Source organism: Bradyrhizobium sp. (genome assembly GCF_016213215.1).
In the GTDB taxonomy this organism is placed as follows: domain Bacteria; phylum Pseudomonadota; class Alphaproteobacteria; order Rhizobiales; family Xanthobacteraceae; genus Bradyrhizobium.
This window is the reverse complement of record NZ_JACRAW010000025.1, coordinates 49,364-73,753: the sequence shown is the minus strand read 5'-3', so window position 1 is coordinate 73,753 and position 24,390 is coordinate 49,364. Positions and strand designations below refer to the sequence as shown.

Below are 24,390 nucleotides of genomic sequence, written 5' to 3'. Positions count from 1 at the left end.
ACGAGTCAAGGTCTGAGCACCGCGGCGCCAAGGATTTGTCCTGTCCTCAATTTGTTCAGGACTTCGTTGGCTTCGGCCAGTGGAAATGCGGACGTTTGCGTGTGGACGCGGGCCTGTGGCGCGACCCGGAGAAAATCCATCCCATCCTGTCGCGTGAGGTTCGCGACGGACACCAGTTGCCGTTCGTCCCACAGCAGATGATAGGGAAAGCTTGGAATGTCGCTCATGTGAATCCCGGCGCAAACGACACGACCGCCCTTGCGTACCGCTCGCAGGGCCCGAGGAACCAGTTCTCCTGCAGGCGCATAGATAATGGCCGCATCGAGCGGAACGTCGGGCGCCTGATCCGAGGCGCCTGCCCATGCTGCGCCGAGCTGGCGAGCAAAGTCCTGCGCGGCAGTATCGGCGGCGCGCGTGAAAGCATAGACGGAGCGTCCTTGCCAGAGCGCGACCTGGGTAACGATGTGACCCGCGGCGCCGAAGCCGTAGATCCCAAGCCGCTCGGCGTTTCCGGCCATGACCAGCGAGCGCCAGCCTATCAAACCCGCGCACAATAGCGGGGCGATGGCAACATCGTCGCCGTCTTCACCAAGCGGAAAGGCATAACGAGCATCGGCAATCGTATGCGTGGCAAAGCCACCGTCACGCGTATAGCCGGTAAAGAGCGGAGCATCGCAGAGATTCTCCATCCCCTTGCTGCAGAAACGGCAAGTGCCGCAGGTATGGCCGAGCCAGGGAATTCCGACGCGATCGCCGATCTGGTGGGTCGTGACATGCGGACCGATGAAATCGACACGACCCACGATCTCGTGACCAGGGACGATCGGGTATTTGATGTCTGGAAGTTCGGCATCGGCGACGTGCAGGTCGGTGCGGCAAACGCCGCATGCACTCACCTTCACACGAATCTCTCCTTCGCCCGGGATCAGATCTGGACGCTCTTCCATCTGGAGCGGCGCTCGCGGGGTTTGCAATACCATCGCACGCATTAGCTTCTCCAGAGCGGACCGGAAACAGCATAACGCATAAGGGCAGAGAGCGGCCAGTCCTTGACGTTCCTCAGGAGACCATTTGGGCCCCGCGAACCGGATTGATGAGAATCAAAGGAACGAGATAACGTTTCGCTATAAGTTCAACGCGATAATCGCGATTCTCGCCTCTACGCCGCGACCGGGTGGCGAAATAATAACAGTCATCAGATAGCCAACCTGCTGGGTCATGACGTGGCACCCTGCCGCCGCAGATTGACCAAGCATGCCCTTAGGTACCCGCACCGATGCCCAACCGGACAATCAAAGGCTTGTCGACTTCCCGATTGAACAACTTGCTGGCGCCGCTGTCGGTCGCGCTTGTCGGTGGAAGTCCGCGCGACGGTTCCGTCGGCCGGGCCGTACTGGAGAACATCCGAAAGGCCCGGTTCAAGGGCGAATTCGGATTGGTCAATTCGCGCTATGCTGAAATCTGCGGCATTCCGGCCGTCACCAGCGTAGACAAGCTACCGTTCGTTCCCGAGCTCGTCGTGATCACAGCGCCGGCAAGCGCGATCCCGGGGATCATCGACCAGGCCGGAAAACGCGGCACGGCGGGAGCCCTGATCATCACGGCCGGCCTTGGCCACGGTCCCGGCTCGATCGCGGAGATCACGGGACAGATCGCACAGAAATACGGCATGCGGCTGATAGGGCCGAATTGCCTCGGCATCATGATGCCGAACGCCAACCTGAATGCCAGCTTCTCGGCTCACATGCCCGGACCAGGGAACCTGGCGCTGATTTCTCAATCAGGCGCGATTGCCGCTGGCATGGTGGATTGGGCGGCGCAGCGTGGCGTGGGGTTCTCCGGCATCGTTTCGATCGGAGACCAGCTCGACATCGATATCTCCGACCTGCTGGATTATTTTGCGCTGGACGCCAAGACGAGGGCAATCCTGCTCTATGTCGAGGCGATCAAGGATGCCCGGAAGTTCATGTCGGCTGCACGCGCGGCCGCAAGGGTGAAACCCGTTGTCGTCGTCAAGTCGGGGCGAATGGCGCAGGGTGCAAAGGCCGCTGCTACCCATACCGGAGCGCTTGCCGGCTCGGATGCGGTTTATGATGCAGCGTTCCGACGCGCCGGTATTCTGCGCGTGTCCGACCTTCGCGAGCTGTTTGACTGCGCAGAGACGCTCGGCCGCGTCGAGTCGCCGACCGGAAAGCGGTTGGCGATCCTGACCAATGGCGGCGGCATCGGCGTGCTGGCGACTGATCGGCTGGTCGAACTCGAGGGGATTCCGGCGCCGCTGACCCCGGACACACGGCAGAAGCTCGACGCCGTTCTGCCGCCGACCTGGTCTAAGTCAAATCCGATCGACATCATTGGGGATGCCAATGCAGCGCGTTATGCGGCTGCCCTGGAGGTGTTGCTGGCCGATTCCGGCAATGATGCGGTTCTCGTAGTGAATGTTCAGACCGCGATCGCATCAGCAGAGGAGATCGCAATCGTTGTGACCGAGCTCGTCAAGAAGTATCGCGAGCGACATCGCCGCTGGGCGAAGCCGGTCCTTGCGGCCTGGGTTGGCGCGGATCAGAACATCATCGACAGTCTCAGCAGCGCCGGCATTCCGAACTATCCGACCGAGGACGATGCCGTACGCGGATTCATGCATCTCGTCCGCCATCGCGAGGTGGTCGACGAATTGGCCCAGGTACCGCCCGCAATGCCTGATACGTTCGCGCCTGATGTCGACAAGGCGAGGCAGATCGTTGCGGCGGCAATGGCCGATGGTCGCAGATGGCTCGATCCGGTGGAAATCAAGCGATTGCTCGAGACCTACGACATCGACATGGTTCCGACCTATGCGGCAGCCGACGTCGAGCAGGCGGTCGAATACGCCAAGGAAATCTTCGCGCAGGGCGCGACCGTAGTGCTGAAGATCTTGTCGCGAGATATCATCCACAAGTCGGACGTTGGCGGCGTTGTCCTCAATCTTACGAAACCCGACGCGGTCCGGATGGCAGCGGGCGGCATCATGGCACGCGCAAAGCAACTTCGCCCCGACGCACGCATTTCGGGCGTCATCGTGCAGGCCATGGTCGTCAAGGCGAAGGCTCGTGAGTTGATCCTGGGCCTCGCCGATGATCCGACCTTCGGGACCGTGGTCGTGTTCGGACGCGGCGGCACGGCTGTCGAGATCATCAACGACAAGGCCCTCGCATTGCCGCCGCTCGATCTGAAGCTTGCTCGCGACCTCATCGAGCGCACCAGGGTTTCCAGGTTGTTGCGCGCGTATCGTGACGTCCCGGCGGTGAAGGAGGATGCGGTTGCGATGGTCCTTGTTAAGTTGGCGCAGATGGCCGCCGACATTCCCGAGATCCGGGAACTGGACATCAACCCCCTGCTGGCAGATGAGACTGGGGTAATGGCCGTTGATGCGCGCATTGCGGTCGGGCAACCAGAAGGCAAGTTTGCAGGCTCAGGTCCCGGCAATTTTGCAGTGCGGGCCTATCCCTCGCAGTGGGAGCGGCACATCGAGGTGAAGGGCGCATGGCGTGTCTTTGTCCGCCCGATCAGGCCCGAAGACGAGCCGATCCTCCACGAATTCCTGCACCACGTGACGGCCCACGACCTCCGTCTGCGATTCTTCGCCCCGATGAAGGAGTTCACCCACGAATTCATCGCGCGTCTTACCCAACTCGACTACGCGCGTGCCATGGCATTCATCGCCTTCGATGAAATTACTCATGAGATGATCGGCGTGGTTCGGATTCACTCCGACGCGCTGTATGAGAGCGGAGAGTACGCGATTATGCTTCGTTCCGACCTCAAGGGCAGGGGTCTGGGATGGGCATTGATGCAACTGATCATCGAATATGCAAGATCAGAAGGCCTCAGCGAGATCTCGGGCGATGTGCTCAAGGAGAACACCGTGATGCTGGATATGTGCCGGCAACTGGGCTTCGAAGTGAAGCCGGATCCGGTTGAGCCGGACATATGCAATGTGCGGCTCGATCTCTGAGGCCACCGAGGAGCCGACCTGAGGCGCAGGAAGCCCAAAGGGACGAAAAAGCCGGGCTGGTCTCAAAGGCGCGAGACTGTAGTCACGCGGTAGGTGTGCAGTTTCTTGCCTTCGTTGATCGAGACGTATTCGCCGGCCACAAAGCGCTCGTCAGCGAAATGAAAGCCGACCTCGTCCGGCATATCGGCGTCCGCATCGTAGTGGAAAGCCCAGCCGTTACCTCCACGATGAACGAGATGGCCATGCGCGTCACCTTCGCCCGGCCGCAACCGGGTCACACGGCATGCCTCGCGATGCTGCCGCCATAGCTCTGCGTCGATGCGGTCGTCAGCCGCAAGCGGCGCAATAAGGACATAGGCAACGCCGGCATCGCCTTCGGGATGGCCGTGCTCGCGCGCCAACTCGATCCTTATCCGTCGAAAGTGTGCTGGAAGTGACGTGTTTAGGATCGGCTTAGGGGTTTTGTTGGGCATTTCAGGATTGCTCCTCATTCGCAATCTTATTTGTTCTAACTACTTTTGGTCGGATGCGGCTGCCCTCGCAACATGATTCGGGTCGGCTGCCCTTTCCGCCGGCTTCTTCAGGCTCTTGATGATGATGGTAATCAGTGGGGTAATCAGCAACGGCAGGATTCCGTTCAGCGGGTGGTGAATGATGCCGGACACCTGCGACTGCAACGCGCGTGCTTCGACCTGCAGAGCGTCAACCGACGCCCCGTGGATTTCGTTAGCCAGATCGAGCTCGCGGCCCGAAGGAGGCCTGCCCGCGATCACGAAAAGTATGGCTGCGATCGCGAAATTCATTGCGGCGAGGATAGCCGCGGCCGCCATGGCGCTCCAGATCTGGACCAGCGCGAAATAGGCCGCCAGCTCGAGCATCAAAAGTCCGAACGTGGCGATCAGGGCGGCGAACGCGCGCAGTCCAAGCCCGACCAGTAAATGACGCAGCCTGATGTCGGCGATGATTCTGTCCGTGCGCCAGAGTACGCGCAGATGTTTGACGACGTTTTCCGGGTCCACGCTAGTTCCTCCTCAGCATGAAGCCGACCACGACGCCGAGCGCAAAGGCTGACGCAAGCGAGGCGACCGGGCGTTCGGCGATAAGCCCTCGGAGCAGATCTTCTTCCTCGTTGAGCGTCCCGCCAAGCTCGTTGAGGGCCGTCTTGATTTGATCCGCGAGCGAGTCGGCCCGGCTCTTGGACATGTCGGGAACCTCTTCCCCGGTCGTGCCCAAGAGGCGGGATACATCGACCTTCAGGGCCTTCAGTTCGTCACTCAACCTGCCCGCGTCGAACATGGATTATACTCCCAACTGCCGTATAGAATCCTAGGCACCCGCGAGGCATCTTTGTTGATTTGCCTCAAGAGTGCGAAACGGGTGTAATTTGCGTTGAGCCCTCATGCCAACACATAGAAATATTTGTACTAATCTGGAATCGACTGCCCGAAGAGGAGCAAGGCCTTGAACTCCGAACCCTTCTTAGCGGCGACCCCATCGGGAGATGTGCTTGAACTGCGTCCGGCCGGGTCCTGGATTGCGGCCAATGTGGCCAAGCTGGAGGCGCTGTCCGACGGCGTATCCGCGCAGCTGGCGCGGGCGAGGTCCGTGAGGCTCGATATAGCCGGGGTCAGCGAACTCGATACGCTCGGAGCCTGGCTGATCGAAAAGCTGTCCCGGCGCGCGATATCCGCCGGTCGTTCTGCGGAAATCGTCGGCGTTGCCGACAATTATGCTGGTCTGATCGATGAGGTGCGGCAGGTCAATCGGCACAACCCGCCGCCTTTAATCGCGCCGAGTCCGATCTTTGCCAAGCTGAACGACATCGGTCAGTCCACCGTCAGCGCCAGGGAAGACATTGCCGTGTTCCTGCAGATGCTGGGATCGCTGTTTATGGCGATTGTTGCCGTGCTGCGCCGGCCGCAAACGCTGCGGATGACGTCACTGGTCTACCAGCTCTACCGCATCGGCTGGCAGGCCATTCCGATAATTGCTCTGATTACATTCCTGATCGGCGCGATTATCGCGCAACAGGGCTTTTTCCACTTCAGAAGATTCGGAGCCGAATCTTATACCGTGGACATGGTCGGCATCCTGGTCCTGCGCGAACTCGGGGTTCTGATCGTCGCGATCATGGTCGCCGGCCGTTCGGGCAGCGCCTACACCGCCGAGCTTGGTTCGATGAAAATGCGCGAGGAGATCGATGCCCTTTCGACCATGGGTCTCGACCCGATCGATGTGCTGATTCTGCCGCGAATCACCGCCTTAGTTATTGCGCTGCCGATCCTCACCTTCATTGGCTCGATAGCAGCACTTTATGGCGGCGGCATTGTTGCGCAATTCTATGGTGACATGGGACCAGCGATCTACATCGCCCGGGTTCACGACGCCATAACGGTCGCCCACTTCAAGGTAGGAATTCTGAAGGCGCCCTTCATGGCGCTGGTGATCGGTATCGTAGCCTGCAGCGAAGGCCTGCGCGTCAAGGGCAGCGCCGAGTCGCTCGGCAAGCAGACGACGACGTCGGTGGTAAAGTCGATCTTCCTCGTCATCGTGCTTGACGGGCTGTTCGCCGTCTTTTTTGCATCGATTGGAATGTAGTAATGCAGGAAGGCGACTCCGAGATCGCAATTCGGGTACGCAACCTTGTCGTCGGCTTCGGACGGCAGATCGTTCTCGACAACTTGTCGCTAGATGTCCGCAAGGGTGAGATTCTCGGACTTGTAGGCGCATCGGGCGGCGGAAAATCGGTGCTGATGCGCACGATCATCGGTCTCATTCCGCGGCGAAGCGGAGAGATTGAGGTGATGGGGCAGGCGATCGGTGGTGCTCACGAGCGCAGCACCCAGGCCGCGGCGGGCATGTGGGGCATCCTGTTTCAGCAGGGCGCACTGTTTTCGTCGTTGACCGTGCGGCAGAATATCCAGTTTCCGCTACGCGAGAACCTAGTGGCCTCGCAGGAATTGATGGACGAGATCGCCACGGCAAAACTTGAGATGGTCGGCTTGCTACCCGAGGACGGTGACAAATATCCGGCCGAATTGTCCGGCGGAATGACAAAGCGTGTGGCGCTGGCGCGCTCGCTCGCGCTCGATCCGGCGATCGTCTTTCTCGACGAGCCGACATCCGGCCTGGACCCGATCGCCGCGGGTGACTTCGATGCGTTGATCAAAACGTTGCAGAAGACGCTCGGATTGACCGTGTTCATGGTCACTCATGACCTCGCGAGTCTCAATACGGTCTGCGATCGCGTTGCGGCGCTGGCTGACGGAAAAATCGTGGCGATCGGTCCGATGAGCGAATTGCTTGAATCCGAGCATCCCTGGGTGCGGGCCTATTTCCATGGCAAGCGCTCGCAAATGCTGCAACCTCAGACGAGTTGAGACATGGAAACCCGCGCTCCTTACGTCCTCATCGGCGCCTTCGTTTTGGCGGCGATCATCGCCGTGTTCGGCTTCGTCTACTGGTTGAATAACACCGGAGGATTAGGGCCCCGCACCGCCTACCACGTGCAGTTTCAGGGCCCCGTGCCAGGCCTCCTGGTCGGCGCCGGAGTGCTGTTTAACGGTATTCGCGTAGGCGAGGTGACGGAGCTTTCCCTTGTTCCGGACAGTCCCCGCTACGTCAGTGCGACGATCTCAGTGGCGAGGAACACGCCGGTACGCGCCGATACCAAGGTGGGCCTGGAGTTCCAGGGCCTCACGGGCGTTCCCGTTATCGCGCTGGAGGGCGGAACGGGATCGACAAAACCCGGCGAAATGCCGACCTTGATCGCCGAGCCTAGCGCGGGTCAGGGCATGACCCAAGCGGCGCGCGACGCATTGCGGCGGGTCGATTCGGTGCTTGAGGAGAATTCGGGGCCGCTCAAGGACACGATCGCCAATTTCAAGACCTTCTCGGAGGGGCTCGCGCGCAACACTGGCAAGCTCGACAGCATTGTGGCTGGTCTGGAAAAGATGACAGGTGGCGGGACACCGGCGCAGAAAGTCACCTACGACCTCCGCGCCCCGCAGGATCTCGGACCTGCCAACAAGACCCTCAAGGGCCAATTGGCTATTCCAGAGCCCACGGCGGTAGCGATGCTGGAGACACAGCGGATGCTGTTCGCTCCCGCCAAGGATTACCCGGGCTTTGCCGACTTTCTCTGGGCCGACAGCATACCGAAGCTGTTGCAGGCCCGTCTGATCGACAGTTTCGAGAACTACGATATTGCTCATGCGCCCTTGCGGGCGGCGGATGTCGGCCAGGCCGAATACCAGCTGCTGCTCGACATCAGGCGCTTTGCAATCGCTACCGAGGGCGCGCCAGCGGCGGAAGTCGTGCTGTCGGCGAGGCTGGTGGACAAGAACGGGAAGGTCGTCGCCTCGCGCCTGTTTGAGGAGAGGCAAAAGCTGGACAAGGTCGAGCCGGCTTCGGCGGTCGAAGCTTTCAATGCGGCTTTCGGCCGAATCGCGAAGACATTGATCGGCTGGACCGTGCAAGCGGCCTGAGGCGGGCGCCATCGGCTCAGTCATTCAAGGGTCTTCAGATAGGACAACAGGTCGTAGATCTGGTCAGGGTTCAGCTCGAACGCTGGCATTTCGGCGTGACCGACGTAGATACCCTCGGCAAGCGCCTCTCCAAGCGTCTCGATAGGATAGCGCTGGTGCAGGGTTCGGAACGGCGGGGCGGTCTTGAGCGGACTTCCGGATATCCGGTCGATCGCGTGGCAGCGAGCGCAGTTGGCCCTTGCAAAGGCCTTGCCGCGCTGCTCGGCCTTGGAGGCTGCCAAGACGGGCGTGGTCAGGAGTAGGGCGATCAGGGTCTGGCGAAGGACGAATTGCAGCATTACCGGGCAGATTTTTGAATAATTAGGTTAGTTTAGGCCGCTAAGGCCCGCCCCGTTTGATCTGAGTCAACTGCCATCTGAACGTTCGGGTAAGATGCGAGCCGTGGGGGTCGCGTACAACGACGTAGCCTGCGCCCCCGCTGGAGTGGTGGATGAAGCATTCTTTAGTCGCGGTCGAGCCGAATGGGCATATCTGCAGTGATTGCTCGGTCCGCAAATTCAGCGTCTGCGCATCGCTTGACGCGAACGAAGTGCGCGATTTCGAGCATTTGGGACGGCATGTGGCGTTCGCGCCCTGCGAGACCATCTTTTCCGAAGAAGAACTAACGTCCTCCTTCTACAATGTTCTTGATGGAGTGATGCGGCTTTACAAGCTGCTGCCCGACGGACGCAGGCAGATCGTAGGCTTCGCCCTGCCCGGCGATTTCCTGGGGATGAACATTTCGGGCCGACACAACTTCTCCGCCGATGCGATTGGACCTGTCATCGTTTGCCAGTTTCCCAAAGCTGCATTCGCTCGCTTTATCGAGGAAAAGCCGCACCTGTTACGTCGCATCAACGAGCTTGCGATTCGGGAACTGAGCCAGGCGAGGGATCACATGGTCCTGCTCGGGCGTCGCTCCGCAGAGGAAAAAGTTGCTACATTCCTGCTCTGCTGGCGCGAAAGGCTTATCCTGCTGTACGGGCCATCGAATACCGTGCCGCTGCCCATGAGTCGGCAGGACATCGCCGATTTTCTCGGTCTGACCATCGAGACGGTCAGCCGCACCTTTACCAAGCTCGAGCGCGACCGCATCATCGAGATCATTCCGGGCGGTATCAGCTTCCTGGATCTGGCGCGGGCCGAGGCCTTGGCCGCAGCCTAGAAGTATCCTGGGGGAAGGCCGGAGGATGCTTTCCCGGACCCAGATCAACGATGGCTGTCTGATGCACCCGATGATGCCCTGAATTTCAAGGGAGGGGCCGCATGCCTGCTGATGCATTGTTGGTCACCATTGCCGTCGTAACGGGAGTTGTGGCCTTTGCGCTCCCCAACGTACAATCTTGAGGCGCGTTGTCGGTGACGGCGCAGCCTTTGGCTGCGGGCTTGCAGACGCCGCCCGCCTTGCCCGTCTAAAATTGTCAATCTCCTTTCCAGTTGAAAAGCCCGCTGCTGTTGACTAGGGAGGAACTAGATACCTTGCAGTCTGAGGAGCATTGCGGCGTGCCCCAGGACAAGACGGGAGGTGCCCGTTCATCGGGCAGCAAATTGTCGGTACTGCGCAAGCACCCGATCTTCTCTGATCTTGAGCCCGAGGCGCTCGATCAGCTTTGTCGCTACGCCAAGCACACCACCTTCAAGCGTGGGTCGACGATCGCTGCCAAGGGAGACCCCGGCAACAGTCTCTTTGCGGTCATCTCGGGCACGGTGAAGATCTCTTCCTCCTCTCCCCACGGCCGCAGCGCAATCCTCAATCTGATCGGTCCCGGCGAGATCTTTGGGGAGATCGCCGTCCTCGACGGAGCGCCACGGACGGCGGATGCCACGGCGAACACCAACTGTGAAGTCTACATTATCGACCGTCGGGATTTCCTTCCGTTCGTGCGTAGCCAGCCGGCGCTGGCCATGAAATTCATCGAATTGTTGTGTGCGCGACTGCGCTGGACCAGCCAGCAGGTCGAGCAAGTCATTCTTCAGAATCTGCCAGCCCGGCTCGCCAGCGCGCTGCTCGGCCTGACCGAGAAACACAAGCTGGACTCCGGCCGCGGGACGATCGCGATCACGCAGCAGGAGATTAGCGAGATGGTCGGCATGACGCGCGAAAGCATCAACAAGCAGTTGCGGGCCTGGTCCGCGCGCAATTGGGTTCGCCTCGAGCACGGCGCCATTGTCGTCCTGAACGCCGAATCGCTGCGCGACCTGGCTGAAAGTGGCGCGGACACCGAATAATCTTTAGAGATGGCCGGCACCGGACTCGCGGCAAATCGCCAGGCGTCGCCGTCCCAGATGTCGGATTCCAGCGAAAGATTATCGCAACGATACGGATGATCTCGGCAAGCAAACTGTTCTGCAAATTCCCTCACGACGTCGCAACTCAAGTGGATAGCTCATCGCAAGCTATCGAGGATGGCGACGGCGCGCGTCCAGCCAGCCGAGGCACGTTCGATCTTGACCGGAAAACAACACACGGTGAATCCAACTGAGGGCAGCTGCTCGAGGTTGTGCAGCTTCTCGAGATGACAATATCCGATGTGACGGCCCGCCTTGTGGCCCTCCCAGATTAGACTCGCATCTCTGGTGTCCGCATATCTTTTTGCCGTATAGACAAACGGCGCGTCCCAACTCCAGCCGTCGGTGCCAGTCAGTCGCACGCCGCGTTCGAGCAGATACATGGTCGCTTCATAGCCCATGCCGCAGCCGGAATTGACGTAGTCGGGTCCGCCGTATTTGGCGCCGGCACTGGTGTTGACCACGACGATTTCGAGCGGCGAAAGCGTGTGTCCGATACGCGTGAGCTCGTCTTTCACGTCTCCCGCGGTCGCCACGTACCCATCCGGCAAATGGCGGAAGTCGAGTTTGACTCCCGGCTGCATGCACCACTCGAGCGGCACTTCGTCGATCGTCCAAGCGCGTTCGCCGCGGTTCATGGTCGGGTGAAAGTGCCAGGGTGCGTCCAGATGCGTGCCGTTGTGTGTGGAAAGCGACACCTGCTCGACCGCCCAGCCTTGCCCCTCGGGCAGATCATCGGCCTTTAGGCCGTCGAAGAACTGCAGCATGCGCGGCAGCCCCTGCTGGTGATCGACATACTGGATGGTCGGGTGATTGCCTGGCGGATCGGCCTGCACGTCGTTTTGCAGCGGCACGGAAATGTCGATCAGCCTGCGCGCCATGGGGCTCCTCATCATTGTTGTCTTCAGTTTGTCGCCGAACTTTCTGAACCGTCGAGAGCCCGTCAAGCCTGTACCAGGCATGAGGCTACGCTATTACGCCAGTGCTCCTGCCGAATAGTCGGGAGCTATGGTCCGGTAGCCGCCACCGCAAGAAAAGGCCGGCGAGCGGATACGATGCCGCTGCATCGGTCCAGCCGATTTGGTTGGTGTTCCAGACCCGCGGCAAATTCCGGAACAGTTTGCGCTCCACAGGTCCCAAGCCGAATTCACATGAGCATTACCGGATAAATGCCCTTCGGCAAGCCGGTATTTTGGTGTTACTTATCTTGGCATGAACCAGCAAGCCAAAATCGAGATCCGCCACTCGACCTGTCCGCACGATTGCCCATCGGCCTGTGCACTCGACGTCGAGGTCATCGGACGCCAGACCATCGGCCGGGTTCGCGGCTCGAAGCGGCAGACCTATACGGCCGGCGTTGTCTGCGCCAAGGTCGCCCGCTATGCGGAGCGCATCCATCATCCCGAGCGGGTGATTCATCCGCTGCGTCGGACCGGGCCGAAAGGTTCGGGGCAGTTTGCGCGCATCTCCTGGGACGAGGCGCTCGACGAAATTGCCCACCGCTTCAACGCAGCGGAACGCGAGTTCGGGGCGGAGTCTGTCTGGCCCTATTACTATGCCGGAACCATGGGCCTTGTGATGCGTGACGGCCTCAACCGCCTCACGCACGCGAAGAAGTATTCGCGATTTTATTCCACCATCTGCGCCAATGTCGCGCGGGTCGGGTTTGCGGTCGGGACCGGCAAGATCGCCGGCGTCGATCCTCGCGAAATGGCAGTTTCTGATCTTGTCGTGATCTGGGGCACCAATCCGGTGAACACCCAGGTCAACGTGATGACGCACGCCTCCCGCGCCCGCAAGGAGCGGGGCGCCAGGATCGCCGCGGTCGACATCTACGACAATGAGACCATGAAGCAGGCTGACATCAAGATCATCCTGCGCCCCGGCACCGATGGTGCGTTTGCCTGCGGCGTCATGCACGCGCTGTTCCGCGACGGGTACGCCGATCGCGCCTATCTGGAACGCTACACTGATTGCCCCGGTGAACTTGAGGCGCACCTGAAGAGCCGCACGCCGGAATGGGCGTCGGCCATCTGCGGCTTGCCGGCCGCCGAGATCGAGGCGTTCGCCGGCGCGGTCGGCGAGACCAAGCGCACCTTCTTCCGGCTTGGCTACGGCTTCACCCGGAGCCGCAACGGCGCCGCGCAGATGCATGCGGCAGCGTGCATTCCGGCGGTGACCGGGGCCTGGCAATATGAGGGCGGTGGCGCATTCTTCAACAATTACGCGCTGTGGCATTTCAACGAATCGATCATCGAAGGCCATGACGCGATCGATCTTTCGACGCGGACGCTCGACCAGTCCAAGATCGGCCGCATCCTGACCGGCGATGCCGAAGCGCTACAGCGCAAGGGGCCGGTCAAGGCCATGCTGATCCAGAACACCAATCCGATGTCGGTCGCTCCCGAACAGGCGCTGGTGCGCAAGGGTTTTGCCCGCGAGGATCTGTTCGTTGCCGTGCATGAGCAGTTCACGACCGAGACCGCGCAGATGGCTGATATCGTTCTGCCGGCGACCATGTTCATGGAGCACGACGACGTCTATTACGGCGGCGGCCATCAGTACATCTCGGTCGGCGCGAAGTTGATCGATCCGCCGGGCGAATGCCGCTCCAACCATGAGGTGCTTCAGGCTCTGGCGCGCCGCGTTGGAGCGGTCCATTGGGGATTTGAGATGTCGGCGCGCGAATTGATCGACGCGACGCTCAAGCTGAGCGGCCACGGCGACATTGAGGCACTTGAAGCCGACGTTTGGCGCGACCTGCAGCCGGACTTCCGCACCTCGCATTATCTCGACGGCTTTGCCCATTCCGACAAGAAGTTCCATTTCAAGGCCGACTGGGCCCATCCGCCGTTCGGCCTGCCGATGGGCGAACTCACAAAGATGCCTTCGCTGCCGGACCACTGGGACGTCATCGAGCACGCGGATGAGGCTCATCCGTTCCGGCTGGCGACCAGCCCGTCGCGCAGCTTCCTGAACACGACCTTCAACGAGACGCCGTCGTCACAGGCCCGCGAGGGCAAGGCGAGTGTGATGATCCATCCCTTGGATGCGGCAACGCTCGGCATCAAAGAGGGCGATGCGGTTACGCTCGGCAACGGCCGCGGCGAGACGACGCTGCTCGCCAATTTGTTCGACGGCGTGCGCCGCGGTGTCGTGATTGCTGAGTCGATCCATCCGAACAAGGATCACATCGGGAGCCGCGGCATCAACATGCTGACCGGCGCTGATACCGTTGCGCCGATCGGCGGCGCGGCCTTCCACGACAACAAGGTCTGGATCCGGAAGGCGAACGCCAGCGCTTGACGAGGTCGCGTCGGACTACGGCGAGCACTTCGTGACGCCGTAACCGACGAACTCTAGGTTCTTGCGTGTACACGCTGATGTTGTCCGACAGGCGAGTAGCGGATCCAGATTTCCGTCGCATACGAGGCGAAATCGTTCTTGCGGTCGGCCTGCTTCCTGTCGCAAATGCTGATCAGGATAAGGCAACAGGCGGACAGGCCATGAGCGAAAACGTTATCATCAACAAGCGCGGACAGGCTTTGTGGATCACCATTAATCGTCCAGATAAGCGCAACGCGCTCAACGGGGACGTCATTGCCCGGATCGCGCAAGGCTATCGGCAGGCGCATGAGGAAAGTGACGTGCGCGTCATCGTCCTTACCGGCGCGGGCGACAAGGCATTTTGCGCGGGTGCCGACCTTCAGAACAGCGGCGCGGCTTTCGCGATGGATTACTCCCGGCCGAACGTCGACTATGCCGACCTCCTGCGGCTGGCTCAGAATTCGACCAAGCCTGCGATCGCAAGGGTTGGCGGCGTCTGCATGGCCGGCGGAATGGGTTTGTTGTGCATGACCGACATGGCGATCGCTGCCGATCAGGTGATCTTCGGTCTTCCGGAAGTGAAGGTCGGCGTGTTCCCGATGCAGGTGCTGAGCCTCCTGCAATCGATTGCGCCGCCGCGTCTCGTCAACGAGTGGGCGCTGACGGGCGAGCCATTCGACGCAAATAGCGCGCTTGCCGCAGGATTGCTCAACTATGTCGTCCCCGCCGCTGAACTCGACGCCAAGATCGAGTGGCTGATCGGACGCCTTATCGACAAATCGCCGACGGCAATCCGGCGTGGCAAATACGCGATGCGCGCGATTGCCTCTATGTCATTCGACGAAAGCATCGCGTTTACAGAAGGCCAGATCGCACTCTTGGCGTTGACGGAAGATGCGAAGGAGGGCCTCCGGGCCTTCTCCGAGAAACGCAAGCCGTCGTGGACTGGCCGCTGACGGGCCGCTTGGAGGCGGATGGCGGACCGGTGGAAGGAGCTATCCCGCTTTCGCCTTCAGTCCGGCCGCCTCGATGCCGGCGACGGCGCACGCCTCGTCATTATCCGAGGTGTCGCCGCTGATCCCCACAGCGCCGAGCAGGGTGCTGCCTTCCTGGATCAGCACGCCGCCCGGCACGGGAACGAGGCGCCCCTGGGCCAGCGTGTTCACAGCATTGATGAAGTAGGCCTGCTCCTGCGCACGCTGGAACAGCGCGCGCGAACCCATGCCCATCGCGAGCGCGCCATACGCCTTGCCATGGGCAACCTCGGCGCGCAGCAGGCTGGTGCCGTCCTGCGCGGCCGCGATCTTGATGCAGCCGCGGGCGTCGAGAACGGTCACGACAAGAGGCTTCAATCCGAGTTCGGTGGCTTTGGCCAGCGCGGCATCGAGGATCTTGCGGGCGACGTCGAGCTTGAGCTCAGCCATGATTGGGCTCCTCTGTGGCAGATGAGGGTGGATGATTGGATTTCGCCCTCTCCAGGCTCATCGCCAGGACGCGCGCAACATGAAGGGCGTTGCGCCGGGCACCTTCCTTGATCTGGTGGCGACAGGACGTGCCGTCCGCGACGATCAGGGTGTCATCGTCCGCGCGCCGCACCGCGGGCAAGAGCGACAGCTCGGCCATCTCCATCGATGCGTCATAGGTGTCCGCGCCGTAGCCGAAGGCGCCTGCCATGCCGCAGCAGCTAGATTCGACCGTCTCGACCTTCAGTCCGGGAATGAGGCGAAGCACCTTCTCAACGGGCTTGAACGCGCCAAACGACTTCTGGTGACAATGGCCGTGTACCAGGGCCTTGCCAGCCACCCCGCTCAGGGGCAATCGCAATCGGCCGGCCTCCGCCTCGCGTACCAAGAACTCCTCGAACAGCATCGCGTGCGCACTGACTGTTTTCGCGTCATCATCTTTGCGAAGCGACAGCAGCTCGTCGCGGAGCGTCAACAGGCAGCTAGGCTCCAGCCCAACGATCGGCACGCCGCGCGCGGCGAACGGCGCGTACGCCTCGACCAGCCGGTCGAGCTCGGCGCGCGCCTCATCGACCAGTCCCGCCGACAGGAAGGTCCTCCCGCAGCAGAGCGAGCGGCTTCCCTTGGAAGGCTTCGGCAGGTGCACGCGGTAGCCAGCCTCGGTCAGCACGCGAAGTGCCGCATCGAGGTTCTCGCGTTCGTAGACGCGGTTGAATGTGTCGGCAAACAACACGACCTCGCGGCCTGCCGCGGGTCCTATCGCCTCGGCTTCGGACTTGAATACGTCGCGCCGGAAAGCCGGCAAGGCGCGACGCGCGCTGATACCGGCGAAGCGCTCGAACAATTCGCGCAAGATCAGGCTGTTGTTGCGCCAATTGACGAGCGGGGCAAAGCGCGCGGCAAGATCGGCATAGCGCGGCAGGTAGCCGACGAGGCGGTCGCGCAGCGAGAGTCCAATACGTGCGGCGCGCGCGGCAAGCACTTCGATCTTCATCTTGGCCATATCGATGCCAGTGGGGCATTCATGACGACACGCCTTGCAGGAGACGCAGAGCTTCATGGTCTCCATCATCTCGTCGCAGGCCAACGCATCCGGTCCCAACTGACCCGAGATCGCAAGCCGCAGGGTGTTGGCGCGGCCGCGTGTGACGTCCTTCTCGTTGCGGGTCGCGCGATAGGACGGACACATCACACCGCCTTCGAGCTTGCGGCAGGCGCCGTTGTTGTTGCACATCTCGATTGCGCCCTGGAAGCCGCCGCCGGCGCCCGGATAGGCGGACCAATCGAGCACCGTGTTTAATTCGCCGACGCGATAGTCCGGCCGATAACGGAACAGCGAACGGTCGTCCATCTTAGGGGCGTTGATGATCTTGCCGGGATTAAGGACGTTCTCGGGATCAAAACGGCGCTTGACCTCCTTGAAGTCGGCGAGGATGCGCTGGCCGAACATGGTCTCGTGAAATTCCGAGCGCACGATGCCGTCGCCGTGCTCGCCGGAATGAGAGCCCTTGTATTCGCGGACCATCGCGAAGGCTTCCTCGGCGATGGCGCGCATCGCCTTGACGTCCTTCTCGAGCTTCAGATTAAGCACCGGGCGCACATGCAGGCAGCCTTCGGAGGCGTGCGCATACATCGTGCCGCTGGTGCCATGTTTCTTGAAGATGTCATTGAGGCGGGCGGTGTAGTCGGCGAGGTTAGGCAGGGGGACCGCGCAATCCTCGACAAAGGACACCGGCTTGCCTTCCTGCTTCATCGACATCATGACGTTGAGGCCGGCGGCGCGGAATTCGGCAATGCCGGCCTGCAGCGCTGGGTCGGTGACCTCGACCACGCCTCCCAATTTGCGAGGAGAATTGTTCCAGCCGAAACCGAGGTCCGCCATCAATTCGGAAAGGCGTTTCAGTCGTCCGAGGTTTTCCGCCTGGTCCTCCTCGGCAAACTCGACCACCAGCACCGCGTCCGGATCGCCGCGTATGGCGGCGCCGATGACCGGCTGGAACATTGCAATGTCGCGGCCGAGCGCGATCATGGTGCGGTCGACCAGCTCCACCGCGATGGGCTTGAGCTTTATCAGGTGCTGCGCGGCGTCCATCGCCTCGTAGAAGCTGCCGAAGTGGCAGACCCCGACAGCCTTGTTGCGGATCAGTGGCCAAAGCTTCAACTCGAGCTTGGTGGTGAAGGCGAGAGTACCTTCCGAGCCGACCAGGAGGTGCGCCAAGTTGTTCGGAACGTTGCGCGGCACCAGCGCGTCGAGATTGTAGCCGCCGACGCGCCGCTGCACCTTCGGAAATCGTGCCGCGATCTCTTCCGCCTCCCGCTCGCCGAGATCAAGCATGTCACGGAAGAGCGCCAGACCGCCGCCCCCGGCCTTGACTGGGGAAAGATCACGCGCCACCTCGCCGAATTGTAGGAGCGTGCCGTCGGCGAGCGCCGCCTCCATGGACATCGTGTTGTCGCGCATGGTCCCGTACCGCAGCGAACGGCCGCCGCAGGAATTGTTCCCGGCCATGCCACCGATGGTGGCGCGGGACGCGGTGGAGACGTCGACCGGAAACCACAATCCATGCTTCTTGAGATGGCGGTTGAGGTCATCGAGCACCATTCCCGGTTCGACTACGCAGCTACGGCTCGCAACATCTATCGAGATCACGCGGTTGAGGTGTTTGGAAAAATCGACGACAACGCCGTTGTTGATCGCCTGGCCGCATTGCGAGGTGCCGCCGCCGCGGGGAGTAACCGTCGTGCCGTGGTCGCGGGCAATGGCGAGCGCGCTCAGCGCCTCGTCCATGGTGCGCGGGATCACCACGCCAAGGGGCATGATCTGATAGAAGGAGGCGTCCGTCGCGTACCGGCCGCGGCTGAACGGGTCGAACAGCACCTCGCCTGAAATCTCACGCTTCAGACGCGCGGCCAAGCCGCTGTCGTCAGCCGATTTGTCTCGAGCCGAATTCTGTCTGTTTTCGGCCGCTTTAGCCGCCATTGCTTCAATCTCGCCTTTCGCCGTCAACGTCTTGCCTGCCGTCCCTGGCCTTGGCAAGGCGAACATCTGGTCCTTGTGCATTGACGGCACCTGCCCGCCGGGGGACAAGCCCTGCGAATAGTGTTATTCGAGCGGCTCACCAAGCCAAGGCAAGATCTGGAAGGACACCATGACCGTGCACACTGGAAGGCATTTTCTCCAGATTCCGGGACCGACCAATGTGCCCGACCGGGTGTTGCGGGCCATGGACATGCCGACGCTGGATCACCGCGGACCGGAGTTCGCCGAGCTCGGCTTCGAAGTTCTCGCTGCAATGCAGCGTATGTTCCGCACCAAACAGCCGGTGATCATCTATCCTTCGTCCGGGACGGGGGCTTGGGAAGCGGCGATCGTCAATGCGCTGGCGCCCGCCGACAAGGTCCTGATGTGCGAGACCGGCCAGTTTGCCGTTTTGTGGCGCGGCATCGCCGCAAAATTCAAGCTCGATGTCGATTTCGTTCCAGGCGACTGGCGCCACGGCGCCGATGTCGACCAGATCGAGTCCCGGCTCGCCGCCGATCGCGAGCACAAGATCAAGGCAGTCATGATCGTGCACAACGAGACCTCGACGGGCTGCGTGACCCCGCCGCTCGAGGTCCGCAAGGCGCTCGACCGCGTCAAGCATCCGGCGCTGTTGATGGTCGACACCATCTCGGGCCTCGGTTCCCTGGAATACGAGCACGACAGCTGGGGCATCGACGTGTCGGTCGCCGGGTCCCAGAAGGGCCTGATGCTGCCGCCGGGGCTCGGCTTCAACGCCGTCTCGGAACGGGCGCTTGCCGCAGCCAAGGCAAATCCGGGCATGCGGTCCTATTGGGACTGGCAGGAGGTCATCAATTTTAACAAGGCCGGCACCTTCCCTTACACGCCCGCCACCAACCTGCTGATGGGCCTGAAGGAGGCCGTCAGGATGCTGGAGGAGGAGGGGCTTGAGAATGTCTTTGCGCGCCACAAGCGCCACAGCGCCGCGACGCGCTCCGCGATGAAGGTCTGGGGCCTCGAGCCGCAGTGCCAGGACGCCAATGCCCACTCGCCAGCGCTGACCGGCGTTCGCATGCCGGATGGCCACGACGCCGACAATTTCCGGAAAGTGGTGCTCGAGAATTACGACATGTCGCTCGGCACCGGTCTCAACAAGATCAAAGGCAAGGTATTCCGGATCGGCCATATCGGTCATTTCAATGACTTGATGCTGATGGGTACGCTGTCGGGCGTCGAGATGGGCCTGGATCTAGCGAACGTTCCGCATCGCGGTGGCGGCGTGCTGGCAGCCATGGAGGTCCTGAAAAGCCGGGACGTGGTGTCGATGACCAAGGCCGCCGTCGCATGAACATCAGTTTCGATTTGACCAGAGAGCGCGCATGAATGCCGTCATGACGACCAATGGAGACCTGCTCTACTCCGTCGAGGATGGCATGGCGCGGATTACGTTCAACCGGCCGCAGGCGCGTAATGCGCTGACCTTTGCGATGTACGAGCAGATGGCCTCGATCTGCGAGGACATCAACGCCGATCGCTCAATCAAGGCTTTGATCCTCACCGGCGCCGGCGACAAGGCGTTCGCGTCCGGCACCGACATTTCGCAATTTCGCGCCTTCAAGACGGCCCAGGACGCGCTGGACTACGAGGCCAGGATCGATCGCGTGCTCGGCACGCTGGAGCAGTGCCGGGTACCCGTCATTGCGGCCATTGCCGGCGCCTGCACCGGCGGCGGCGCTGGCATCGCCGCCTGCTGCGACATCAGGATCGGCACCGAGGCAACGCGGATCGGTTTTCCGATCGCGCGCACGCTCGGCAACTGCCTGTCGATGTCAAACATCAGCCGCCTGGTTGCGCTGGTTGGACCGGCGCGGACCAAGGATCTGATCTTCAAGGCGCGGCTGGTCGAGGCCCCGGAAGCGTTGGCGCTCGGGCTGTTGAACGAAGTGGTCCCGGACGTGCCGACGCTGCAACGTCGTGCCGAGGAGACGGCGAAGCTCGTGGCCAGCCATGCCCCGCTCACGCTTGAGGCCACAAAGGAGGCAGTACGCCGTATCCGGCGAACGCTGTCGCGCGACGAAGGCGAGGATTTGATTCTCAAGGCCTATATGAGCGAGGATTTCCGGGAAGGTATGGAAGCCTTTCTCAACAAGCGCCCGCCCAACTGGAAGGGCAAATAGCTAGCTCGCGTGCCCGGCTGAATTCGAAAAGTCATAAGTGGCGGGTAGCGCAGCCGCTTGAACTCCCTGCCGTTAGCCCGCACAATGCGGCGGCAACAACCTTCGGCGTCACGGGTCTATAGAAACCAGGGGAGAAGCACGTGCGAAAGATAATCACGGCCGCGTCCATTGCAGCGGCGTTCTCGGCGAGTGCGCCGGCGTTCGCGGGATGGGAACCCACCAAGCCTGTTGAGATCGTGGTTGCAGCCGGCGCGGGCGGCGCATCCGACCAGATGGCGCGGATGATGCAGGCCGCGATCCAGAAGAACAATCTGATGAAGCAGCCGATCGTGGTCTCGCTGAAGGGCGGGGCCTCGGGCGCTGAAGCGCTCATGTACATGAAGTCCAGTGAAGGCGATGCCAACAAGGTGCTGATTGCCTATTCGCTGATCTACATGCTGCCGCTGTCCGCCAAGATTCCCTTCAACTGGCGTGATCTGACCCCCGTCGCGGTCGTCGCGCTGGATCAGTTCGTGCTGTGGGACAACGCCGCAGGGCCCAAGTCGGTCAAGGAGTTCGTCGCCGCCGCCAAAGCCGCGGGTTCTCCATTCAAGATGGGCGGCACTGGGTCGAAGCGCGAGGATCACGTGCTGACCGTGTTCCTCGAACAGAAGACCGGCGCGAAATTCTCCTATCTGCCCTACAAGTCCGGCGGCGAGGCTGCGACCCAGTTGGTCGGTAACCATACCGAGTCCAACGTCAACAATCCGTCCGAGAATCTCGAGGTCTGGCGCGCCGGCCAGGTTCGGCCGCTGTGCGTGTTCGACGAGGAGCGGATTTCCTACAAGGCCAAGGTGACGGAGACGCAGTCCTGGCACGACATCCCGACCTGCAAGGAGGAGGGGATCGACGTTCAGTATCTCATGCTGCGCGCCATGTTCCTGCCGGGCAAGGTGACACCCGAGCAGCAGGCCTTCTATGTCGACCTGTTCCAGAAGGTGACCCAGACGACGGAATACAAGGAATACATGGAAAAGCAGGCGCTGAAGCCGATTTTCATTACCGGCAAGGACATGCTGAAGTTCCTTGAGGAGGACGATGCCCTAAACAAGCAGCTGATGACCGAAGCGGGATTCGTCGCGAAGTGATCATCTTTCCGTCTCCCCGCTTGTGACCGCTTGTGGGGGAGGGCGCGGTCAGGGGGAAACTCCGCAAGCGCAATCGTGGAAGATCTCCCTCACTCGCGCCTTCGGCGCAACCTCCTCCCGCAAGCGGCGAGAAGTGAAAAGCCAGACAGCTCACCATCGTGGTCCATGTCCAATTCCGATCTTGAAATCGTTGTCGACGATCCGACCGCTCCCGAAGAAGATTCGCCCGCAGTAGTCGATACGAGAGTCATCGAGATCATCGTCTCGCTGCTTTTGTTCGCGCTCGCCGTCACGCTCGGCTACGACAATTGGCGCACCGGTATCTCGTGGGATGCAACCGGTCCCGAGCCTGGCTATTTCCCTTTTTACCTGTCGGTCATTCTCGCCGGGGGCAGCCTCTACGGGCTGATTGCCGCGTCGTTGTCGCGCCAGGGATATTCAGCCACCTTCGTTACCCGCGCGCAGCTCCGGCGGGTGATGGCGGTGTTCTTTCCGACCCTGCTGTTCTGCCTCATCATGCAGCTTCTGGGGCTTTACGTTGCGAGCTTCCTGCTGATTGCCGGCTTCATGCGCGTAATCGGAAAGATCGCGTTGTGGAAGTCGCTGCTGACCGCCTTGGTCTTCACGGCGATCATGTTCGTGACCTTCGACATCGCCTTCGATGTCATCATGCCAAAGGGGCCGCTTGAGGCGGCGTTCGGCCACTAACGCGCGCGGGAACTAGATGGAAGCCTTCGGTCTCCTCTTGCACGGTTTTGCCGTCCTTCTGACGGGGAAGACCCTGCTCCTGATGATGGTTGGGCTTGTACTCGGCATTTTCGTCGGCGTCCTGCCTGGCCTCGGCGGTCCTAACGGCGTTGCGATCCTGCTGCCCCTGACTTTCACCATGGACCCGACCTCGGCGATCGTGATGCTTTCGTGCATCTATTGGGGCGCCCTGTTCGGTGGAGCAATCACCTCCATTCTGTTCAACATCCCGGGCGAAGCCTGGTCGGTCGCGACCACCTTCGACGGCTATCCCATGGCGCAGCAGGGCAGGGCGGCCGAAGCATTGACCGCCGCCTTCACCTCGTCCTTCGTGGGCTCGCTGGTCGCGGTCCTCCTGATCACCTTCCTCGCGCCGCTGATCTCCTCGTTCGCGCTCAGATTCGGTCCCCCGGAGTTTTTCGCGGTCTATCTGCTGACGTTTTGCTCCTTTGTCGGGCTTGGTCGGGAGGCAAAACACAAGACGGTCATCTCGATGTCCCTCGGGCTTCTGCTTGCCAGCATCGGCATGGACACGGTGTCCGGCCAGTTGCGCATGACATTCGGCTCGGCGGAGCTGTTGCGCGGGATCAATTTCCTCGTCGCGGTGATCGGCCTGTTCGGTATCAGCGAGATCCTCTTGACCATGGAGGAACGTCTGGCGCTGCGGGGGCATGCCGCCGGCATCAGCCTGCGCGTCGTACTGTCGGTGTGGCGCGATCTGCCGAAATACTGGATGACGCTGCTGCGTTCCTCATTCATCGGCTGTTGGCTCGGGATCACGCCGGGTGGGGCGATCGCCGCTTCGTTCATGGGCTATAACCTGGCAAAACGTTTTTCCAAGAACCCGGAAAGTTTCGGTAAGGGCCGCATCGAGGGTGTGTTCGCGCCGGAGACCGCCGCCCATGCTTCGGGGACCGCGGCGCTGCTGCCGATGCTGGCCCTCGGCATTCCCGGCTCCGGGACTGCGGCCATCCTGCTTGGCGGCCTTATGGTGTGGGGGCTCAACCCCGGGCCGCTGCTGTTCGTCGAGCACAAGGACTTTGTCTGGGGGCTGATCGCCTCGATGTACCTTGGCAACGTGGTCGGCCTCGTGCTGGTTTTGACCACGGTGCCAATCTTCGCTTCGATCCTGCGGGTACCGTTCGCGGCGGTCGCGCCGATGATCGTGGTGTCCTGCGCGATCGGCGCGTATGCCATTCAGAACGCCATGTTTGACATCTGGCTCATGCTCGGCTTCGGCGTGGTCGGGTATGTGTTCAAGAAGATCGGCGTTCCCCTGGCCCCTTTCACGCTGGCGCTCGTGCTCGGCAGCCGCGCCGAGGATGCCTTTCGCCTCTCGATGATCGGCTCGGGCGGCGACCTGAAAGTGTTCTGGTCGAATGGACTCGTCGGCACGATCACGACGCTCGCGATCGTGCTGTTGTTCTGGCCGGTGATCGACAGGCTCTTCGGCAGCCTCGGACGGCTGTGGCGGCCGGCTAAAGCGTGATCCGAAGCAGCTTGCGCGAAGTCTCGGCATTCTTCGGATTGTTCAGTCTGGCCAGCGCCTTGTCGCTGTTTACTCAACGTTAACCGAGAGGCGATGCGAGCGTTCAAAAACGTCCGACATCAGCGGGGTGCAGATGAGCGCAATTGATGTTCTGGCCGGAGCCATGGAGCGGAACGGTTCCCCGGCGCCGCTGTCACGGCCTCTCGCCGCAAGTCGTAATCAATATTGGCTGCCTTTGCACCAAGCGACG

21 protein-coding genes are annotated in these 24,390 nt (G+C 61.4%); 13 read left to right on the top strand and 8 right to left on the bottom strand.

Annotated features, from left to right (window positions below; genetic code table 11):
- Positions 1-5: 5 nt before the first annotated feature.
- Positions 6-989 (bottom strand): zinc-dependent alcohol dehydrogenase family protein, encoded by a 984-nt coding sequence (locus tag HY852_RS05795; RefSeq protein WP_291603387.1) that lies wholly within the window; start codon positions 987-989, stop codon positions 6-8.
- Positions 990-1,300: 311 nt separating this feature from the next.
- Between HY852_RS05795 and HY852_RS05790 the strand changes: the two genes are divergently transcribed.
- Positions 1,301-3,994: a bifunctional acetate--CoA ligase family protein/GNAT family N-acetyltransferase gene (locus HY852_RS05790; RefSeq protein ID WP_291603385.1), complete on the top strand. Its 2,694-nt coding sequence runs from the start codon at positions 1,301-1,303 to the stop codon at positions 3,992-3,994.
- Positions 3,995-4,056: 62 nt separating this feature from the next.
- On the opposite strand, the gene HY852_RS05785 is transcribed toward HY852_RS05790, so the two are convergent.
- The 3 genes from HY852_RS05785 to HY852_RS05775 are packed head-to-tail and all read right to left on the bottom strand — an operon-like array spanning position 4,057 to position 5,290.
- Positions 4,057-4,485 carry a hypothetical protein gene (locus HY852_RS05785; protein WP_291603383.1) on the bottom strand — a complete coding sequence of 143 codons (429 nt, stop codon included), beginning with the start codon at positions 4,483-4,485 and terminating at the stop codon, positions 4,057-4,059.
- Between the two features lie 21 nt (positions 4,486-4,506).
- Positions 4,507-5,013, bottom strand: coding sequence for a phage holin family protein (locus HY852_RS05780; RefSeq protein ID WP_291603381.1), 507 nt, complete (start codon positions 5,011-5,013; stop codon positions 4,507-4,509).
- 1 nt (position 5,014) lies between these two features.
- Positions 5,015-5,290 (bottom strand): hypothetical protein, encoded by a 276-nt coding sequence (locus tag HY852_RS05775; RefSeq protein ID WP_291603380.1) that lies wholly within the window; start codon positions 5,288-5,290, stop codon positions 5,015-5,017.
- A gap of 165 nt (positions 5,291-5,455) precedes the next feature.
- Between HY852_RS05775 and HY852_RS05770 the strand changes: the two genes are divergently transcribed.
- The 3 genes from HY852_RS05770 to HY852_RS05760 are packed head-to-tail and all read left to right on the top strand — an operon-like array spanning position 5,456 to position 8,481.
- Entirely contained in the window at positions 5,456-6,592 is a 1,137-nt protein-coding gene (locus HY852_RS05770) for an MlaE family lipid ABC transporter permease subunit (protein ID WP_291603379.1), read from the top strand.
- Positions 6,593-6,594: 2 nt separating this feature from the next.
- Entirely contained in the window at positions 6,595-7,374 is a 780-nt protein-coding gene (locus tag HY852_RS05765) for an ABC transporter ATP-binding protein (RefSeq protein WP_291603378.1), read from the top strand.
- A gap of 3 nt (positions 7,375-7,377) precedes the next feature.
- Complete coding sequence (locus tag HY852_RS05760) at positions 7,378-8,481, top strand: MlaD family protein (RefSeq protein WP_291603376.1); 1,104 nt, start codon at positions 7,378-7,380, stop codon at positions 8,479-8,481.
- A gap of 20 nt (positions 8,482-8,501) precedes the next feature.
- Here the strand turns inward: HY852_RS05760 and HY852_RS05755 are convergent, their stop codons facing one another.
- A complete protein-coding gene (locus tag HY852_RS05755) occupies positions 8,502-8,819 on the bottom strand; it encodes a cytochrome c (RefSeq protein WP_291603374.1) in 318 nt (105 codons plus the stop codon).
- A gap of 152 nt (positions 8,820-8,971) precedes the next feature.
- On the opposite strand from HY852_RS05755, the gene HY852_RS05750 reads away from it, so the two are divergent.
- Together HY852_RS05750 and HY852_RS05745 are read left to right on the top strand one after the other, a co-directional pair.
- The gene (locus tag HY852_RS05750) at positions 8,972-9,685 is read left to right on the top strand and encodes a helix-turn-helix domain-containing protein (RefSeq protein ID WP_291603372.1); all 714 of its coding nucleotides are present in this window, start codon (positions 8,972-8,974) and stop codon (positions 9,683-9,685) included.
- A 338-nt stretch (positions 9,686-10,023) separates the two neighbouring features.
- The gene (locus HY852_RS05745; protein WP_291603524.1) at positions 10,024-10,749 is read left to right on the top strand and encodes a Crp/Fnr family transcriptional regulator; all 726 of its coding nucleotides are present in this window, start codon (positions 10,024-10,026) and stop codon (positions 10,747-10,749) included.
- A gap of 158 nt (positions 10,750-10,907) precedes the next feature.
- Here HY852_RS05745 and HY852_RS05740 read toward each other — a convergent pair whose 3' ends face one another.
- Entirely contained in the window at positions 10,908-11,690 is a 783-nt protein-coding gene (locus HY852_RS05740) for a cyclase family protein (protein WP_291603370.1), read from the bottom strand.
- Between the two features lie 331 nt (positions 11,691-12,021).
- Here HY852_RS05740 and HY852_RS05735 point away from each other — a divergent pair, with 331 nt between their 5' ends.
- Together HY852_RS05735 and HY852_RS05730 are read left to right on the top strand one after the other, a co-directional pair.
- Positions 12,022-14,115 carry a molybdopterin-dependent oxidoreductase gene (locus HY852_RS05735; RefSeq protein WP_291603369.1) on the top strand — a complete coding sequence of 698 codons (2,094 nt, stop codon included), beginning with the start codon at positions 12,022-12,024 and terminating at the stop codon, positions 14,113-14,115.
- A 200-nt stretch (positions 14,116-14,315) separates the two neighbouring features.
- On the top strand, positions 14,316-15,092 hold the full coding sequence (locus tag HY852_RS05730) for an enoyl-CoA hydratase/isomerase family protein (RefSeq protein WP_291603367.1): 777 nt from the start codon (positions 14,316-14,318) through the stop codon (positions 15,090-15,092).
- 39 nt (positions 15,093-15,131) lie between these two features.
- Here HY852_RS05730 and HY852_RS05725 read toward each other — a convergent pair whose 3' ends face one another.
- Positions 15,132-15,560, bottom strand: coding sequence for a heme-binding protein (locus HY852_RS05725; RefSeq protein ID WP_291603365.1), 429 nt, complete (start codon positions 15,558-15,560; stop codon positions 15,132-15,134).
- A complete protein-coding gene (locus HY852_RS05720) occupies positions 15,553-18,579 on the bottom strand; it encodes an FAD-binding and (Fe-S)-binding domain-containing protein (RefSeq protein ID WP_291603523.1) in 3,027 nt (1,008 codons plus the stop codon). Before HY852_RS05720 ends, HY852_RS05725 begins: the two co-directional genes overlap by 8 nt.
- A 169-nt stretch (positions 18,580-18,748) precedes the next feature.
- On the opposite strand from HY852_RS05720, the gene HY852_RS05715 reads away from it, so the two are divergent.
- The 5 genes from HY852_RS05715 to HY852_RS05695 all read left to right on the top strand — a co-directional run bounded on the left by HY852_RS05715 (position 18,749) and on the right by HY852_RS05695 (position 24,140).
- On the top strand, positions 18,749-19,948 hold the full coding sequence (locus HY852_RS05715; protein ID WP_291603363.1) for an aminotransferase class V-fold PLP-dependent enzyme: 1,200 nt from the start codon (positions 18,749-18,751) through the stop codon (positions 19,946-19,948).
- Positions 19,949-19,979: 31 nt separating this feature from the next.
- Positions 19,980-20,777, top strand: a complete 798-nt coding sequence (locus tag HY852_RS05710; protein WP_291603360.1) for an enoyl-CoA hydratase/isomerase family protein — start codon at positions 19,980-19,982, stop codon at positions 20,775-20,777.
- Between the two features lie 140 nt (positions 20,778-20,917).
- Entirely contained in the window at positions 20,918-21,904 is a 987-nt protein-coding gene (locus HY852_RS05705) for a tripartite tricarboxylate transporter substrate binding protein (RefSeq protein ID WP_291603356.1), read from the top strand.
- 165 nt (positions 21,905-22,069) lie between these two features.
- Positions 22,070-22,612 carry a tripartite tricarboxylate transporter TctB family protein gene (locus HY852_RS05700; RefSeq protein ID WP_291603354.1) on the top strand — a complete coding sequence of 181 codons (543 nt, stop codon included), beginning with the start codon at positions 22,070-22,072 and terminating at the stop codon, positions 22,610-22,612.
- Between the two features lie 16 nt (positions 22,613-22,628).
- Entirely contained in the window at positions 22,629-24,140 is a 1,512-nt protein-coding gene (locus HY852_RS05695; protein ID WP_291603351.1) for a tripartite tricarboxylate transporter permease, read from the top strand.
- Positions 24,141-24,390: the final 250 nt, after the last annotated feature.

Excerpts from the sequence above, each read along its gene's own strand:
- HY852_RS05795 (WP_291603387.1), bottom strand. The coding sequence starts at position 989 with ATGCGTGCGATGGTATTGCAAACCCCGCGAGCGCCGCTCCAGATGGAA.
- HY852_RS05785 (WP_291603383.1), bottom strand. The coding sequence starts at position 4,485 with ATGAGGAGCAATCCTGAAATGCCCAACAAAACCCCTAAGCCGATCCTA.
- HY852_RS05775 (WP_291603380.1), bottom strand. The coding sequence starts at position 5,290 with ATGTTCGACGCGGGCAGGTTGAGTGACGAACTGAAGGCCCTGAAGGTC.
- HY852_RS05765 (WP_291603378.1), top strand. The coding sequence starts at position 6,595 with ATGCAGGAAGGCGACTCCGAGATCGCAATTCGGGTACGCAACCTTGTC.
- HY852_RS05760 (WP_291603376.1), top strand. The coding sequence starts at position 7,378 with ATGGAAACCCGCGCTCCTTACGTCCTCATCGGCGCCTTCGTTTTGGCG.
- HY852_RS05755 (WP_291603374.1), bottom strand. The coding sequence starts at position 8,819 with ATGCTGCAATTCGTCCTTCGCCAGACCCTGATCGCCCTACTCCTGACC.
- HY852_RS05750 (WP_291603372.1), top strand. The coding sequence starts at position 8,972 with ATGAAGCATTCTTTAGTCGCGGTCGAGCCGAATGGGCATATCTGCAGT.
- HY852_RS05740 (WP_291603370.1), bottom strand. The coding sequence starts at position 11,690 with ATGGCGCGCAGGCTGATCGACATTTCCGTGCCGCTGCAAAACGACGTG.
- HY852_RS05735 (WP_291603369.1), top strand. The coding sequence starts at position 12,022 with ATGAACCAGCAAGCCAAAATCGAGATCCGCCACTCGACCTGTCCGCAC.
- HY852_RS05730 (WP_291603367.1), top strand. The coding sequence starts at position 14,316 with ATGAGCGAAAACGTTATCATCAACAAGCGCGGACAGGCTTTGTGGATC.
- HY852_RS05725 (WP_291603365.1), bottom strand. The coding sequence starts at position 15,560 with ATGGCTGAGCTCAAGCTCGACGTCGCCCGCAAGATCCTCGATGCCGCG.
- HY852_RS05720 (WP_291603523.1), bottom strand. The coding sequence starts at position 18,579 with ATGGCGGCTAAAGCGGCCGAAAACAGACAGAATTCGGCTCGAGACAAA.
- HY852_RS05715 (WP_291603363.1), top strand. The coding sequence starts at position 18,749 with ATGACCGTGCACACTGGAAGGCATTTTCTCCAGATTCCGGGACCGACC.
- HY852_RS05710 (WP_291603360.1), top strand. The coding sequence starts at position 19,980 with ATGAATGCCGTCATGACGACCAATGGAGACCTGCTCTACTCCGTCGAG.
- HY852_RS05700 (WP_291603354.1), top strand. The coding sequence starts at position 22,070 with ATGTCCAATTCCGATCTTGAAATCGTTGTCGACGATCCGACCGCTCCC.
- HY852_RS05695 (WP_291603351.1), top strand. The coding sequence starts at position 22,629 with ATGGAAGCCTTCGGTCTCCTCTTGCACGGTTTTGCCGTCCTTCTGACG.